Annotated in this window: 14 protein-coding genes and 5 pseudogenes; 14 read left to right on the top strand and 5 right to left on the bottom strand. The window is 40.1% G+C overall.

Features of this window, described 5'->3' with window-relative positions; all coding sequences use genetic code 11:
* Positions 1 to 280: 280 nt before the first annotated feature.
* From DXX93_RS08950 to DXX93_RS08915, 8 genes are all read left to right on the top strand, one after another.
* Positions 281 to 847: a hypothetical protein gene (locus DXX93_RS08950; protein ID WP_147302666.1), complete on the top strand. Its 567-nt coding sequence runs from the start codon at positions 281 to 283 to the stop codon at positions 845 to 847.
* A gap of 131 nt (positions 848 to 978) precedes the next feature.
* Positions 979 to 1386, top strand: a complete 408-nt coding sequence (locus DXX93_RS08945; protein ID WP_116007799.1) for a hypothetical protein — start codon at positions 979 to 981, stop codon at positions 1384 to 1386.
* Positions 1387 to 1504: 118 nt separating this feature from the next.
* A complete protein-coding gene (locus DXX93_RS08940) occupies positions 1505 to 1906 on the top strand; it encodes a hypothetical protein (RefSeq protein ID WP_147302665.1) in 402 nt (133 codons plus the stop codon).
* A gap of 1105 nt (positions 1907 to 3011) precedes the next feature.
* Entirely contained in the window at positions 3012 to 4115 is a 1104-nt protein-coding gene (locus DXX93_RS08935; RefSeq protein WP_116007797.1) for an acyltransferase family protein, read from the top strand.
* Positions 4116 to 5057: 942 nt separating this feature from the next.
* Entirely contained in the window at positions 5058 to 5345 is a 288-nt protein-coding gene (locus DXX93_RS08930) for a hypothetical protein (protein ID WP_116007796.1), read from the top strand.
* Between the two features lie 456 nt (positions 5346 to 5801).
* Positions 5802 to 6794, top strand: coding sequence for a restriction endonuclease (locus tag DXX93_RS08925; RefSeq protein ID WP_116007795.1), 993 nt, complete (start codon positions 5802 to 5804; stop codon positions 6792 to 6794).
* A 138-nt stretch (positions 6795 to 6932) separates the two neighbouring features.
* On the top strand, positions 6933 to 7355 hold the full coding sequence (locus DXX93_RS08920) for a T6SS effector amidase Tae4 family protein (RefSeq protein ID WP_116007794.1): 423 nt from the start codon (positions 6933 to 6935) through the stop codon (positions 7353 to 7355).
* Positions 7352 to 7777, top strand: coding sequence for a hypothetical protein (locus DXX93_RS08915; protein WP_116007793.1), 426 nt, complete (start codon positions 7352 to 7354; stop codon positions 7775 to 7777). The genes DXX93_RS08920 and DXX93_RS08915 overlap by 4 nt, the downstream gene beginning before the upstream one ends.
* Positions 7778 to 7811: 34 nt before the next feature.
* On the opposite strand, the pseudogene DXX93_RS08910 reads toward DXX93_RS08915, so the two are convergent.
* A pseudogene (locus DXX93_RS08910) lies at positions 7812 to 7967 on the bottom strand (IS110 family transposase); the annotation flags it as partial.
* A 58-nt stretch (positions 7968 to 8025) separates the two neighbouring features.
* Here DXX93_RS08910 and DXX93_RS08905 point away from each other — a divergent pair.
* The 3 genes and pseudogenes from DXX93_RS08905 to DXX93_RS08895 form a co-directional block, all read left to right on the top strand.
* A pseudogene (locus DXX93_RS08905) lies at positions 8026 to 9056 on the top strand (IS3 family transposase); the annotation flags it as partial.
* 58 nt (positions 9057 to 9114) lie between these two features.
* Positions 9115 to 10317, top strand: a complete 1203-nt coding sequence (locus tag DXX93_RS08900) for an IS256 family transposase (RefSeq protein WP_116006715.1) — start codon at positions 9115 to 9117, stop codon at positions 10315 to 10317.
* A gap of 34 nt (positions 10318 to 10351) precedes the next feature.
* Positions 10352 to 10483, top strand: a pseudogene (locus DXX93_RS08895) (IS3 family transposase); the annotation flags it as partial.
* 7 nt (positions 10484 to 10490) lie between these two features.
* Here DXX93_RS08895 and DXX93_RS08890 read toward each other — a convergent pair.
* The 3 genes and pseudogenes from DXX93_RS08890 to DXX93_RS08880 form a co-directional block, all read right to left on the bottom strand.
* Positions 10491 to 11201: pseudogene (locus DXX93_RS08890) on the bottom strand (IS110 family transposase); the annotation flags it as partial.
* Positions 11202 to 11209: 8 nt separating this feature from the next.
* Positions 11210 to 12366 (bottom strand): IS3 family transposase gene (locus DXX93_RS08885; RefSeq protein WP_116007792.1). Its coding sequence is split into 2 segments (ribosomal slippage): positions 11210 to 12123 and positions 12123 to 12366, totalling 1158 coding nucleotides; the frame shifts between segments, so codons are not numbered across the junction.
* 63 nt (positions 12367 to 12429) lie between these two features.
* Positions 12430 to 12525 (bottom strand): annotated as a pseudogene (locus DXX93_RS08880) (IS110 family transposase); the annotation flags it as partial.
* Between the two features lie 323 nt (positions 12526 to 12848).
* On the opposite strand from DXX93_RS08880, the gene DXX93_RS08875 reads away from it, so the two are divergent.
* From DXX93_RS08875 to DXX93_RS08865, 3 genes are all read left to right on the top strand, one after another.
* Positions 12849 to 13280: a hypothetical protein gene (locus DXX93_RS08875; protein WP_116007791.1), complete on the top strand. Its 432-nt coding sequence runs from the start codon at positions 12849 to 12851 to the stop codon at positions 13278 to 13280.
* 225 nt (positions 13281 to 13505) lie between these two features.
* Positions 13506 to 13886: a L,D-transpeptidase gene (locus DXX93_RS08870; protein WP_116007790.1), complete on the top strand. Its 381-nt coding sequence runs from the start codon at positions 13506 to 13508 to the stop codon at positions 13884 to 13886.
* Complete coding sequence (locus DXX93_RS08865) at positions 13886 to 14338, top strand: hypothetical protein (RefSeq protein WP_116007789.1); 453 nt, start codon at positions 13886 to 13888, stop codon at positions 14336 to 14338. The genes DXX93_RS08870 and DXX93_RS08865 overlap by 1 nt, the downstream gene beginning before the upstream one ends.
* 356 nt (positions 14339 to 14694) lie before the next feature.
* Here the strand turns inward: DXX93_RS08865 and DXX93_RS08860 are convergent, their stop codons facing one another.
* Positions 14695 to 15645 (bottom strand): IS110 family transposase, encoded by a 951-nt coding sequence (locus tag DXX93_RS08860; RefSeq protein ID WP_116007788.1) that lies wholly within the window; start codon positions 15643 to 15645, stop codon positions 14695 to 14697.
* Positions 15646 to 15957 lie beyond the last annotated feature (312 nt).

The following is a 15957-nucleotide window of genomic DNA, read 5'->3' as shown; positions in this document are numbered from 1 at the left end:
AGCACGTTCATGTGTTTTTCGCCGATAGTATTTAGTGCTTTTTTCAAGAACAGTTTGCGGCTCAAAATTCAGGCTTTGTGTGTTGTGGTGGCAAGTAGCTGGCAGGCTGGGTTCAAATACTTTCTAAGGTTGGCTTTTAACCCAACCCAATGTAAAGTAAGAAAAATTACATAACAAAACAATCAATCGGACGCGTAACGCTTGGCTCGCGCTCGTGCCTCGCGGATTTTAGCCAAGCATTACTTGCCGTTTATTGCGGCGTTAGGCTTTTATGGAGCATATGAGTAAATTCAGCATAAAATCCAACATTTGCCCTGATTCTTCCGAAATAACATACACCACTTTCTATGATGGTAAAAAATGCCAACATCAAGAAGTTACAGGAAAAATTGCAAAGAGAAGATTAGCTTTGGAGTACATAGTTAGAGACTTGTCTTCTTGTTTTGAATATCTACATTTACTCAAAAGCTGCCAAGAATCAGAAATAGCAAAACCTATATATGATGCCTTTGTTATTAAATATGGAAAGTGTTTTGCTTCAGGCAATGAACGTGGGCTGTCTTTAAAACCCAAAAATTATTTTCAAAATGAATCTATGTTTTATAAGACTCACCTAAACATTATAAAAACCAGAAACAAATATGTAGCTCATTCGGATAGTAGTGTTTATGAGCAAGGAGAGGTTTATTTAGCGACTAATGGCAGCGAGTCAAAGGTTTTTATTCCTGTAATCAACTACTCTCACCCAACAGATAAATCACTTGATCGGGAAATAGAGCTTTGCAAGCACTTAACTTCAAAAGTTGTGCTTGAGATTCAAAAACTTGATAGTAAGATCAAAGCCTAACAAGCGCATTAACAGGGACAAAAAACTGTTGGCTTTTGCTCCTTCGTCGCTGATTATAGCCAACAATTTTTTGCCCGTTATGCGGGCGTTAGGTTCACCCAAATTATCCAGCCGTGGTGCTAAGGACATATATGAATAACATTCATCTTTTTGCAGCCTTTTTCATCATTTATTTTTTATCTGGCTGTGCTGTCGGCTATGAACCTTGGGCAGAATTTCAAGACAAATTAATTGGGAAAAAAGCTTGGCGGATGGAGCCCCATAGGTTTGAGAATGCAGGTGAGCTTATTCGTGCTGATTATTTAGTAGCAGGAGAAGGCTTTACTCACACCTCAGTCAATGAAAACGGTGACATTATTCAACATTGGTTTGATGCTGAGGTTCTCCCAAACTTTTACAACAAAAATGAGATGCGTGGACACAAAGAATGGATCGGAAAATGTAAATTTTACCTAGTAGTAGATCCCGAAACATACGTAATAAAAAGCTGGGGCCATGATGAAGGCGGTAATCCACAAAGTTGTAGGCATTGGCCTTAGAGGTTATGAACCTAACAAGGCCATTATGGCAGGGACGCAAAACGCTTGGCTTGCGCTCCTTCGTCGCTGATTTTAGCCAAGCATTTGTGCGCCCCATATGGCGGCGTTAGGTATACCAATGAAATCCGAGCAAGGCGTACCACCGAAAAAAGAGTTTTTTATAGGTGTGCTCTTAACACTGGTTGTTGTTTTCGTTATTAATTTTTTCATTTCTGACGAAAAAGATGATCGCTTTCGTTTAATGTTTAGTGGATTTAATAATAACGAAATTCAAAGAATTACCTTGAATATCGAGGACTCTACTCTAGATTTTGTTAATCCTAAACTTGAGTTTCCACCAGTAAATAAGCAAACATTAACGTTTGTTGTCCCAAGTGAAACAGGAACGATTAACCTGACGGTCGTTACAAACAGTGGCGCTAAATATTCATTGTCAGATATCCCGTATAAAAGTGGTAAGTCAAATTACATCACCAAACAAGAAAACAGCATTATTTACGTAAAGGCACATTGGCAGTAAAGTATACCTAACAAGCTGTTTAACAAGGACAAAATACAGTTGGCTTTTGCTCCTTCGTCGCTTAATTTTAGCCAACTATATTTTGCCCATTAACAGGGCGTTATGTACCACCACAATTTCAAGGATGAAGGTTAATCAAATCAAGCGCCCTATTCTAAATTTAATCGCACGTTCATGTGTTTTTCGCCGATTGTAATTAGCTTTATTTTCTAGAACAATTGGCGGCTCAAAATTCGGATTTAGTGTGTTGTGGTGGCGAGTTGCTGGCAGGTTAGGTACGTATACTTTCTAGGTTTAGCTGTTAATCTAACTTTCGGTAAAGTAAGAAAAATTACATAACAAAACAATCAAACGGACGCGTAACGCTTGGCTCGCGCTCGTTCCTCGCTTAGTTTAGCCAAGCATTACTTGCCGCTTATTGCGGCGTTATGTACCACCACAAAGTCAAGGATGAAAATCAATCAAAGCAAGCACTCTTTTCTGAATTTATCTGCACGTTCACGTGTTTTTCGCCGTTAGTATTTGGTGCTTTTTTCAAGAACAATTAGCGGCTCAAAATTCAGATTCAGCGTGTTGTGGTGGCGAGTTGCAGGCAGGTTCAGTACGTATACTTTCTGGGTTTAGCTTTTAATCAACCCTCAGTAAAGTAAGGTAAATTACATAACAAAACAATCAATCGGACGCGTAACGCTTGGCTCGCGCTCGTGCCTCGCTTAGTTTAGCCAAGCATTTCGCGCCGTTTATTGCGGCGTTATGTACCACCACAATGTCAAGGATGAAAGTTAGTCAAATAAAGTACTCTTTTCTGAAATTATTAGTACGTTCATGTGTTTTTCGCCGTTAGCATTTAGTGCTATTTTCGAGAACAGCTTGTGGCTCAAAATTCAGATTTGGCGTGTTGTGGTGGCGAGTAGCTGGCAGGCTGGGTACGTATACTTTCTAGGTTTGGCTTTTAACCTAACCTAATGTAAAGTAAGAATAATTACATAACAAAACAATCAAACGGACGCGTAACGCTTGGCTCGCGCTCGTGCCTCGCGGATTTTAGCCAAGCATTACTTGCCGCTTATTGCGGCGTTATAAGCCAAAGGAAGGTTTTGCATTCATGGGTAGTTATAGATATTCAGAATTAGATTGGTTAAGAGTCGTTTTAATCTTCGCTGTTTTCTTGCATCATGTTTTCATGCCATTTAATGGTGACGGTTGGCATGTAATGAACAAAGAGTCGAGCAAAGTGCTGGACGATATCATGGTGTATTTCGAACAACTGCGCCTGCAAACACTATTTTTCATTGCTGGAGCAGGTAGTTTTATTCTCCTCAACAAAGTGAGTGGGAAAACCTTTCTAACCAGCAAATTTCATCGTTTATTTGTGCCGCTTATTGTTGGCATGGTCTTAATCGTACCGCCGCAAATCTATTTTGAAGAGATTGACAACTACTCAGGCATTCTAGATGCGTATAGCAAATTAGCCCTTTCATTTAATGCCAACCATCTGTGGTTTATAGAGTTCCTCATTGTGTTTATGTTACTCGCTGTGCCGCTAAACAAACTTTTAAAAACCCAATTTGCTAACTTAGCCGCTCATAAATTAGCGAGATTAGCTGAAAAGCCTAGCGGACTTTTTTCACTTGTATTGATTGTAATTATCGTGAGGCTTACCTTGAAGTATGTAATGCCATCACAAAGCCACAGCATTGAAAATTTATCAGTTTCTATCTTCTTTTTATTTTTTTTCCTCGCGGGTATGTTTTTTATTAATAATGCTAGTGTTTGGCTGGCTCTGGAAAAGCACCGAGCAACTAACCTCAAGTGGTTCGTGCTCAGTTCCGTTATATTTTACGCTTACTATTTCAAACCCGACATTAGCGAATATGTTTCTCTGTCAATGCGATGGCAATTATGGTGGTTAGTTTGCACGCTTGTTTCTTGGTCTGGATTATTAACCTTAGTAGGGTATGCTAGTGTTCTTTGCAAAGAATCTCCAAAATGGCTACATTCTGCAAACGAAATCATTTATCCATTTTACATTTTGCATCAAAGCATTATTGTCGTATTTGCATTTTATATTGTGCAGTGGGATGCTGGAATAGCTGTAAAATCTATTAGCCTATTATTGTCCTCTTTATTGGTTTGTATCACTACTATTTATCTATTGATAAAGCCATTTAATGTGACACGTTACATGTTTGGTCTCAAAATTCGCTAGTTGGCTTATAACAAACTGTTCAAGTGGGACTGCTAAAGTTTGGCTCGGTTTCGCTTCGCTACACATTATAGCCAAACATTTATCAACCCCTTAACAGGGCGTTATGCCCACCCACAAAGTCAGCGTTTGATAATCTGTTAGTTCAGCTTTTTCATTTAAGATCGAGTGTGATTCATTCTTTGGTGTTGCACGTTTCTGATTTTAGCCAGAGTTAATTCGTGTAAGCAAAATGAGTTTTTCGCCATTCTAGTCTTGTAGTTATCGCTCATTCAATTATGGTTGCTGTCAGCATTTGGTTTGCAGCTAAATTGAGTTTTACCTCCTGCTCAAAGTGTAAATTTTTATATGGGTATCAAGCAGGTTAGGGCTTATCGCTAATTCTAGTTTTAGTGTGTGGCTCAAAAGGGAAGTATCAAGTGTTGTGGGTGCAATGGTTGTTGTATCTTTCGCCTCTTCTGTAGGGGTTGGTTGTATTGGCAGGTTTTGGTTGCCTCAGAGAGTTTGCATAACAAGTCGCTTAAAAGGACAAAAAACTGTTGGCTAGCCTCACTTCGTTCGGTATTGTAGCCAAGCATTTTTAGCCGTTTATTTAAGCGTTATGTACCACCACAATTTCAAGGATGAAAATCAATCAAATCAAGCGCCCTTTTCTGAATTTAGTTGCATGTTCATGTGTTTTTCGCCGTTAGCATTTGGTGCTATTTTCGAGGACTGTTTGCGGCTCAAAATTCAGGTTTAGCTTGTTGTGGTGGCGAGTCGCTGGTAGGTTCGGTACGTATACTTTCTAGGCTTAGCTTTAAATCTAACCCTCAGTAAAGTAAGGTGAATTACATAACAAGCAAATCAACTGGGACTTAAAACTGCGGGCTCTTTTCGCTTCGCTCAAGTTTAGCCCACAATTTTAAGCCCGTTATTTGGGCGTTATACACAAGGAGTGTCATCATGGATAAGGATTCTTTTGAGTTAGCTAAGCATACCTCTACGCTTAGCTTAACCCTTCTAGCTATAGTTTTCGTTGCAGCAGATCGAATAAAAGCTTTCAACAGTTTTCCTTGGCTTGAGTCTGTTGTATCTGCTGTGCTTTCTATAGCATTTGTAACGAGTATAGTATCGATGCTCTTCAACTCAAAAAAGGATGCTAAGTCAAAAGAAACTTCGTTGGTTCTTTCAAGGTTCTCAGCAGGGATTTTAGGAGCTATTGTGTTTGCAACTTTACTGAAATTGTTTTGAGATAGTGTATAACAAGTTACTCAAAAGGACGCAAAACGCTTGGCTTGTGCTCCTTCGTCGCAAAGTATAGCCAAGCATTTTCCGCCTTTTAGTAAGGCGTTATGTACCACCACAATGTCAAGGATGAGAGTTAATCAATTCAAGCGCCCTTTTCTGAATTTAGTCGCACGTTCATGTGTTTTTCGCCGTTAGCATTTAGCGCCATTTTTCTAGAACAAATAGCGGCTCAAAATTCGGATTTAGTGTGTTGTGGTGGCGAGTAGCTGGCAGGCTGGGTACGTATACTTTCTAGGTTTGGCTTTTAACCTAACCTAATGTAAAGTAAGAAAAATTACATAACAAAACAATCAAACGGACGCGTAACGCTTGGCTCGCGCTCGTGCCTCGCGGATTTTAGCCAAGCATTACTTGCCGTTTATTGCGGCGTTATACGAATCTCGAGGGTAGAGTTTAATTATGGATGGTTATCTCCAAACAGGAATAGGTATCGCGGTTTCGATACTATTGTTTTGGCTTAGCTACCGACAAACAATCGGAGCTAAAAAAGAACGAACTAAAAATGCTAATAAATCATTACATCGTGCTGTAATGAGACGAATGGTTCTAGAAGACTACAGCCCGCAATATAAAGATATATCTCGAATTATTGAAGGGAAAGCCCGAGAATTTAATACATCTTCAAATGATATGCTGTCCGAAGAGCAACTCTTAAATAGTATATATACTGAGGTATTCGATAGTGACCTTATCTCACCACCTCAAAGGGTAGAAATTGAGTCAAGGCTAGATAAGCTCTTTAATAAAATAGAGAGCAAACCTTCAGTTCCTTCCGTGCAAGAATTTAAGCAAATGAGGGAAGAGAATAAAAGAAAGAGAAGTTCATTAGCCTTGCTTACGGCTAGTGTTTCAATGGTTGGTGCAACAACTTCTGTAATGTATAGCTATTTCAAAAATCCTGGTTCTTTAATTGCCTCCAACTCTGAATGGCTATTATCGGGAGTTGGTGTATTCATAGCTAGTTTTGTAATGCTTACATTTTTATCAATTATTAGGCGAGAAAAAGAGGAGGTAATAACGGTAAGTCGTAATACATCTGCAATTTCTGCCGTAGCTTTTGAAATTGAAGTAGCTAAAGCAATTGAAAAATCTGGTTATCACTATAAGTCTGAACCACGTGTAGGAAATCATAGACCAGACTTCATTATTGAAGCTGGAGGCAAAAATATTGCTATCGATGCAAAGGCATGGGGAGAAGTGGTTCCATTAAACAGTATTAAGCGCACAATTCACAGACTGGAGTCTATGGCTAAAGAAGAGGCAATAGACAGCGTATATTTAGTTACTAAAAAACCAACTCCGTCTAAAGGTTTTTCAAATGATGATAGTAACGTTAAGGTTGTTAGTATGAACGAGTTCGCATCAATACTTAAAAACAAGCAAGTTGCATAATTCGTATAACAAGTTACTCAAACGGACAAAAAACAGCTGGCTTTTGCTCCTTCGTCGCTAATTTTAGCCAACAATTTTTTGCCCATTATGCGGGCGTTATATTTTTAGCATGGTATTGAGTAATTATAAGGATATAAAATGAGTAGACCATCTTTCTCTGCTGTAAAAAAGCACTATAAAACAAACCCTTCAAGTATTCATTCATGTAGCATGTATTTTCCAAATACTTGTGCAATTCGTATGAGCGAGGCTTTATCTGCTGCATCGGAGTCAACAAAAGCTAGAATTAGCGGATTTCCTAGAAACAAATGCCCTCATGGTTACCTTCGTGGGGCACAAGATCTAGGGGCGGCACTCAGATCTGCATGGGGAACTCGTGATTTTGGTTGGTCGGGGTCTGGTGCTACACCCAAAACCGCTATGGGAGTTCAGGGAGTTATCTGCTTTATGAACATTCCTGGTTTCGGAGGACAAGGGCATATAGATTTGTGGGATAAGGATCATGCTATAGGAAGCGAATATTGGGATGCTGGAACTATTTGGCTTTGGAAACTTGCATGATGAAATACTTATTAATATCAATACTTCTATTGGCTTGGTCGTTTTGCGTGCAGTCTGAAGAAGTATTCCCTTGGATAATGGGAAAATATTCTGTACAGCTTAAACAGCCTTGTACTATTCAAGTTCAAGTGAATGAATCTCTTCAGGAAATTAATAACGTGTTTGGGAAAAATATCGATTGTAGCATTGCTAACTTGTCTCAAACCAACATACCTAATGCATTTGTGATTGGAGGAGGGCATATTTTAATTATCGAGAAAAAAATAAATATTGGAGAAACTTGCCGGAGAGTATCTAAAGCTCTTTATCTTCCGAATGTAGGCGAAGCGGTGATAAGCAAGAAAGAGGTAAAAAGCGGTAATTGTGATGGTCATATCGAGGGTAACTCAGCGATGTATTTAGTTTCACCTCATTTAAAATAAATATAACAAGAGACTATGGCGTCAATAGCTATTTTTAAGCTTTTGGCGCTTCCCACATTACTCCATCTCTGAGCATCGAATTTAATATCACCACCATCTTTCTGATACAGGCAATTATCGCCACTTTTTTAGGTTTGCCTGCACCAACTAATCGTTGATAGGTATCTTTAAACACCGGATTACTTTGAACTGGTTTAATTGAGCCGGACACTTTAATAAAGGACAATGTTCCAATATTGAGGTGTTAAATGACAAAACGAAAAAACAAAACCTATACAACCGAATTTAAACAAGAAGCTGTAGCCTTAGTGACTGAGCAAGGCTATACGGTCTCACAAGCCTCAGCTTCTTTGGGGATCACCACTAAACTCATTTATAACTGGAAAGCGAAACTTGAACAACAACAAGCTGGTAATGCGTTAAGTGAAGATGAACGAGCAGAGCTAAAACGGCTCAGAAAAGAAAATAAAGAACTCAAAATGGAGAAAGAGATCTTAAAAAAGGCAAGCGCCTTCTTTGCGAAAGAAATGAAGTAAAGTATGGGTTCGTCAAGGCCAATAGTCAGGCTCATGACGTCCGAAAGATGTGTGCTGTGATGCAAGTCAGTCGTTCAGCTTATTATGCATGGCTTAAACGACCAGCCAAGTTAATTACGGCAGAAGAGCTTCATTTATATCGGCGAGCTAAAGCACTGTTTAAACGTAGCCGCGAGAGCTTGGGCTATCGCGAACTACGTAAGAATTTACGCAAAGAAGGCTTTGAAATTGGTAAGCACAGAACTCGAAAGCTCATGGAAGCGTTAAACCTGAAAGTAAAGCAGCGAGTTGCCTACAAGGTAACAACGAAGCGTAAGCATGCTGATGCAGTTGCAGATAATTTGCTTAATCAGAACTTTAATCCGTTGGGGCCAAATCAGATTTGGGCTGGTGATGTGACTTATTTAAAAACAGGCGAAGGTTGGATGTATCTTGCTGTTGTGATGGATTTATATTCTCGACGCATTGTTGGTTGGCATATAGATAAACGTATGACGACTGACTTAGTGATGAAAGCCATGATTAGGGCTTATAACCTGAGAAAACCAGCTAAAGGCTTAATATTCCACTCTGACCGAGGCTCTCAATACACCAGTAAGCGTTACCGTCAGCTGCTCGAACAATTTGGTATTCGAGCGAGTATGGGTGATGTGGGAGCCTGTTGGGATAACGCAGTAGTGGAGAGGTTCCTTGGCAGTTTGAAACATGATTGGTTACTTAAAGTGGCTCAACCTACGCGTGAGCAGGTAGTGTTTAGAAATCTGTGTCATTTCAGTAATATTAAGAAAATAGGAATGACACATGACTCAATCTTTCGACTTCAACAAAGCATTAGCAGAACTTCAATCAGGTAAAGGGTTAACGGGTGAAGATGGTGTTTTAACGCCACTCATTAAACAATTAACAGAAGCTGCACTCAAAGCCGAGCTAGAGCAACACCTAGACTCAGAGCAACAACCTAACCGTAAGAACGGTACAAGCAAGAAAACGGTTAAATCCTCCGTAGGCCAGTTTGAGCTTGAAACCCCAAGAGACCGTACTGGCTCATTTGAACCTCAACTCGTTAAGAAAAATCAAACTAAGCTAACCGCTGAGATTGACCATAAAATCCTATCCATGTTTGCGTTAGGCATGAGCTATCGTGATATTCGCAGCCATGTTCAGGAAATGTACGGCATTGAAATCTCAGAAGCCACGATAACAGGCGTTACAGACCAGCTCATACCAGAGCTAAAAGCGTGGCAATCACGTAGCCTTGATACGCTGTACCCGTTTATCTGGCTTGATGCTATTCACTATAAAATCAAGGAAAGTGGCCGTTATGTTAGCAAAGCTGTTTACACCGTACTCGGCATAAATATCGAAGGTCGCAAAGAGTTACTTGGCTTATACGTCTCAGAAAGCGAAGGCGCTAACTACTGGCTATCAGTGCTCACCGATTTACACAATCGCGGCGTATCCGATATTTTAATTGCTTGTGTTGATGGACTTAAAGGCTTTCCTGAGGCCATTGGTACTATCTATCCTGAAACAGAGGTTCAACAGTGCGTTATTCATCAAATTCGTAACTCGATGAAGTATGTTGCTTCAAAGCACCAGAAAGCATTTATGGCGGACTTAAAGCCTGTTTACCGTGCAACGACCAAAGATGCCGCAGAAGCAGCCTTAGACGAATTAGATGCTAAATGGGGCAAGCTATATCCCATCGTGATTGAGTCTTGGCGCAGAAAATGGGCTAACTTGTCGGTTTACTTCAAGTATCCAGACTACGTGCGCAAAGCTATTTACACCACCAATGCTATCGAGGCAGTGCACCGCCAGTTTAGGAAATTGACCAAAACGAAAGGCGCTTTCCCGAACGAAAATAGCTTGATGAAATTATTGTATGCGGGCATATTGAACGCTTCGAAGAAATGGACAATGCCAATCCACAGTTGGAACCTGACATTGTCGCAATTAGCCATCCACTTCGAGGGGCGATTAGATGGCGTGCTAGATATTTAGCAATTTAGGCTGACACAGAATTCTGAACGCCCTCCGTGAGCATATGAAAAATGATGTTGTCGATTATATGAAGTATTACAACTTAGAAAGACTGCATTCAGCTAATAGTGATCTGTCACCAGTAGAGTATGAAAATTCTTTTAGAAAAGTGTCCGGCGGTAGTTGACCAGAACACTTTGAATCGCTGACAGCATCGCCATATATAACACCGTGCGCACTTGGTGCCGTCCACCTTGGATTCTCCGTTGTCCTTTATAGCGGCCACTTTCTCGATTCATCGGCGCAACACCAACTAGGCTGCTCGCTTGTTTACCCGTCACATAGCCAAGCTCTGGCAAATTACTGATGATTGATGAGGCCGCTATTTTACCGATACCTGTCATGCTTTGCAGAATCGTATTTTTCTTCTGGTATTCAGGGCAAGATTCGATGAGTTCAACGAGTTTCTTTTCAATTTTTAGGATTTGATGTTTAAACGCGGTAAGTATCGGCTTGATGGTCATTGATAAGCTTTTTGGCAGAGACTGAAGGCGGTTCTTTTCCATCGTTTGCATCACAAGTAACTGATTTCTTCTGGCGACCAAATCACTCATGACTTGCATAGTGGCTGGTTTGAGTTGTGATAGTGCTGGTTTAATCACTTCCCCATAATGAGCGATAAGCTGCGCATCAAGTTTGTCTGTTTTAGCGCGCTGTCCAATCGCACCTGCAAAGCGTTTGATGTGAATAGGATTGGCGATAACAAACGGCAGTTTGCTGTTCGCACACGCCATAATAAACGGCATTTCTAACCGCCCTGTCGCTTCAATGACGATGCGTTCAACAGGGTATTGCTTGAGCTGATTTATGGCTTCTGCAATCCCTTTTTCGTCATTGGGGACGGTTGTTCTGGTCAACTCCAGCCGGACACTTTTCTAAAAGAATTTTCATACTCTACTGGTGACAGATCACTATTAGCTGAATGCAGTCTTTCTAAGTTGTAATACTTCATATAATCGACAACATCATTTTTCATATGCTCACGCGTAGGTTGAGCCACTTTAAGTAACCAATCATGTTTCAAACTGCCAAAGAACCTCTCCACTACTGCGTTATCCCAACAGGCTCCCACATCACCCATACTCGCTCGAATACCAAATTGTTCGAGCAGCTGACGGTAACGCTTACTGGTGTATTGAGAGCCTCGGTCAGAGTGGAATATTAAGCCTTTAGCTGGTTTTCTCAGGTTATAAGCCCTAATCATGGCTTTCATCACTAAGTCAGTCGTCATACGTTTATCTATATGCCAACCAACAATGCGTCGAGAATATAAATCCATCACAACAGCAAGATACATCCAACCTTCGCCTGTTTTTAAATAAGTCACATCACCAGCCCAAATCTGATTTGGCCCCAACGGATTAAAGTTCTGATTAAGCAAATTATCTGCAACTGCATCAGCATGCTTACGCTTCGTTGTTACCTTGTAGGCAACTCGCTGCTTTACTTTTAGGTTTAACGCTTCCATGAGCTTTCGAGTTCTGTGCTTACCAATTTCAAAGCCTTCTTTGCGTAAGTTTTTATGTAGCTCGCGATAGCCCAAGCTTTCACGACTGCGTTTAAACAGCGCTTTAGCTCGCCGATATAAATGAAGCTCTTCTGCCGTAATTAACTTGGCTGGCCGTTTGAGCCATGCATAGTAAGCAGAGCGACTGACTTGCATCACAGCACACATCTTGCGGACGTCATGAGCCTGACTATTGGCTTTGACGAACTCGTACTTTACTTCATTTCTTTCGCAAAGAAGGCGCTTGCCTTTTTTAAGATCTCTTTCTCCATTTTGAGTTCTTTATTTTCTTTTCTGAGCCGTTTTAGCTCTGCTCGTTCATCTTCACTTAACGCATTACCAGCTTGTTGTTGTTCAAGTTTAGCTTTCCAGTTATAAATGAGTTTAGTTGTAATTCCCAAAGAGGCTGCGGCTTGTGAGACCGTATAGCCTTGCTCAGTCACTAAAGCTACAGCTTCTTGTTTAAATTCGGTTGTATAGGTTTTGTTTTTTCGTTTTGTCATTTAACACCTCAATATTGGAACATTGTCCTTTATTAAAGTGTCCGGCTCAATTAAACCAGTTCAGGTGAAGTAAATGTCCAAAGGACGAAGATATATATCAAGTTGGTACTTACCTGTATCTACCCCAACGTGAATCTTTTGATTGATGACTGTTTTCATAATAAGCTAACCCTTGCTTGCATAATGCGGGTTCGAGACCCAGTAGACTATTCGAGTATGTTGCTTGGAGTCTTTTACAGCGTTCGTTCTTGTTATCGGTCTCTCGATTGAGGAGCCATTAATCAATCGAACTACTGTAAAAGAAGGCCTTAGTTGCCGCTAAGGCTTGGGTCTCACTTTACCGAAAATAGTTATTTAGGTGGGTAATTATCCATACAAGCAAATCAACTGGGACTTAAAACTGCGGGCTTTTTTCGCTTCGCTCAAGTTTAGCCCACAATTTTAAGCCCGTTATTTGGGCGTTAGGCTACAAGGAGAGTTCGTTGAAAAAATTAATAGTCGTTTTAATTTTTATAGCTTCAAATTCAGCAGCAGGAAATATTGACTTTGAGAATATTGAATGCCCTGAATTAAGTTATGACTCGCTTATTGGTAAATGGTATAGCGAACAAAAAAACGATGGGGATACCTACCAACGCTGGTTAATGCATCGCTTTCCAAATGGCACTTACAAAACAACTATAGAATATTCAACTCTTAGTACGTCGGAAGTAACCATAGAGAAACATAAGGGCTTTTGGGCATACTCAAAATGTTTATATTCAACCCAAATACTAGAGTTTAACAACGAACCATATTCTATGAGTACAATATACTTGGTATTGGATTTAGATGGGCATTCATTTAAATACCAAAGTACGGCCACAGGTACTAAATACACTATCACTAAAGTGGACAATGACTTTAAATTGTAGCCTAACAAGCTGTTAAACAAGGACAAAAAACTGTTGGCTTTTTGCTCCTTCGTCGCTAATTTTAGCCAACAATGTTTTGCCTGTTAACAGAGCGTTATATTTTTCCAAGCAGCTAACTCCGAGTAAATCAGCATCAGTGTTTTTCGCATTTCTCAATTTATTGTGTTATTAATAACTTGCGATTGAGATCGCTAATTTTAAGCACCAAATTTAAAAGGAATTAATATGCCAACTCTAACATACGATCATAGTTCTAAAACATTATCTTGGCCTGGAAATGGTAAATGGGATGCGCTAAGTGGTCCATATGGCAAAGGACGTCTACCTAATGGAATTTACAAAGTAAGTAGAAGAGAAGTTACTGCCTATTCATCAGCAGTTCCGAAGGGATTTCAAGATGGCACTGGAAAGGGCTTTTTCATTCCAATATATGCAGAATTTGCAACTAGCAGAGGGAAATCTGGAGGGCGTTTAGGTATTCACCCAGATGGAAATAAGCCTGGTACTTTAGGGTGCATAGGAATTCGCTCGGATGCTAAAAGGTTTTACGATTTGATTGCCGCAACAGCGACAAGCGCCGATTTAAAATTAGAGGTTGTCGATTAATGAAAATAAAAATAATGTTAATTGCTTTGCTTCTATCGGCATGTACTAGTAATGAAGTTGCGAAACTAACATTTTTTGATGCATCGCTTGAATCATATACATTTTCCAATGTATCAGAAAAATTATCGCATAAGTACGGCTATAAAATAACTCCTGTAATTATTCTCATGGTTTCACGTGATCCAAAATCTGAAAAAGCGAGTGAGCAATTAAAAATTTTGAGGGATGATGGCTTTATAGAAGAGAATCAAATTCTTCTTATTCAATCTGGAGGAGATGAACATCATAAAGGATTTTATCATTTAAATATAGCTGACTCTCAACGGGTTCTAGATAGATACGATCCAGAATTTAATGTTTTTATCATTTCATCAAAAAGCAAAATTTTACTTCAATCTCAAGAACCAGTAAGTATCAACCAAATTGAAAAGGTACTTAATAGCCAAATATAACAAGAAAATTAAATCGGACTAAAAACGCTTGGCTTGGTTCGCTTCGCTCCCAAAGTATAGCCAAGCATTTTTAGCCGTTTATTTAAGCGTTATGTACCACCACAATGCCAAGGATGAAAGTTAATCAAAGGAAGCGCCCTTTTCTGAATTTATCTACACGTTCATGTGTTTTTCGCCGTTAACATTTAGTGCTTTTTTCGAGAACAGTTTGCGGCTCAAAATTCAGATTTAGCGTGTTGTGGTGGCCAGTTGCGGGCAGGTTCGGTACGTATACTTTCTAGGGTTAGCTTTAAATCTAACCCTCAGTAAAGTAAGGTAAATTACATAACAAGAGACTATGGCGTCAATAGCTATTTTTAAGCTTTTGGCGCTTCCCACATTACTCCATCTCTGAGCATCGAATTTAATATCACCACCATCTTTCTGATACAGGCAATTATCGCCACTTTTTTAGGTTTGCCTGCACCAACTAATCGTTGATAGGTATCTTTAAACACCGGATTACTTTGAATCGCTGACAGCATCGCCATATATAACACCGTGCGCACTTGGTGCCGTCCACCTTGGATTCTCCGTTGTCCTTTATAGCGGCCACTTTCTCGATTCATCGGCGCAACACCAACTAGGCTGCTCGCTTGTTTACCCGTCACATAGCCAAGCTCTGGCAAATTACTGATGATTGATGAGGCCGCTATTTTACCGATACCTGTCATGCTTTGCAGAATCGTATTTTTCTTCTGGTATTCAGGGCAAGATTCGATGAGTTCAACGAGTTTCTTTTCAATTTTTAGGATTTGATGTTTAAACGCGGTAAGTATCGGCTTGATGGTCATTGATAAGCTTTTTGGCAGAGACTGAAGGCGGTTCTTTTCCATCGTTTGCATCACAAGTAACTGATTTCTTCTGGCGACCAAATCACTCATGACTTGCATAGTGGCTGGTTTGAGTTGTGATAGTGCTGGTTTAATCACTTCCCCATAATGAGCGATAAGCTGCGCATCAAGTTTGTCTGTTTTAGCGCGCTGTCCAATCGCACCTGCAAAGCGTTTGATGTGAATAGGATTGGCGATAACAAACGGCAGTTTGCTGTTCGCACACGCCATAATAAACGGCATTTCTAACCGCCCTGTCGCTTCAATGACGATGCGTTCAACAGGGTATTGCTTGAGCTGATTTATGGCTTCTGCAATCCCTTTTTCGTCATTGGGGACGGTGAAGTAAATGTCCAAAGGACGAAGATATATATCAAGTTGGTACTTACCTGTATCTACCCCAACGTGAATCTTTTGATTGATGACTGTTTTCATAATAAGCTAACCCTTGCTTGCATAATGCGGGTTCGAGACCCAGTAGACTATTCGAGTATGTTGCTTGGAGTCTTTTACAGCGTTCGTTCTTGTTATCGGTCTCTCGATTGAGGAGCCATTAATCAATCGAACTACTGTAAAAGAAGGCCTTAGTTGCCGCTAAGGCTTGGGTCTCACTTTACCGAAAATAGTTATTTAGGTGGGTAATTATCCATACAAGCAAATTAACTGGGACTTAAAACTGCGGGCTCTTTTCGCTTCGCTCAAGTTTAGCCCACAATTTTAAGCCCGTTATTTGGGCGTTATATTTTC

The sequence above is a fragment of the Thalassotalea euphylliae genome, from assembly GCF_003390335.1.
Classification (GTDB): domain Bacteria; phylum Pseudomonadota; class Gammaproteobacteria; order Enterobacterales; family Alteromonadaceae; genus Thalassotalea_F; species Thalassotalea_F euphylliae_B.
The sequence above is the reverse complement of the archived record's forward strand: the minus strand, read 5'-3'. Positions and strand labels throughout refer to the sequence as shown.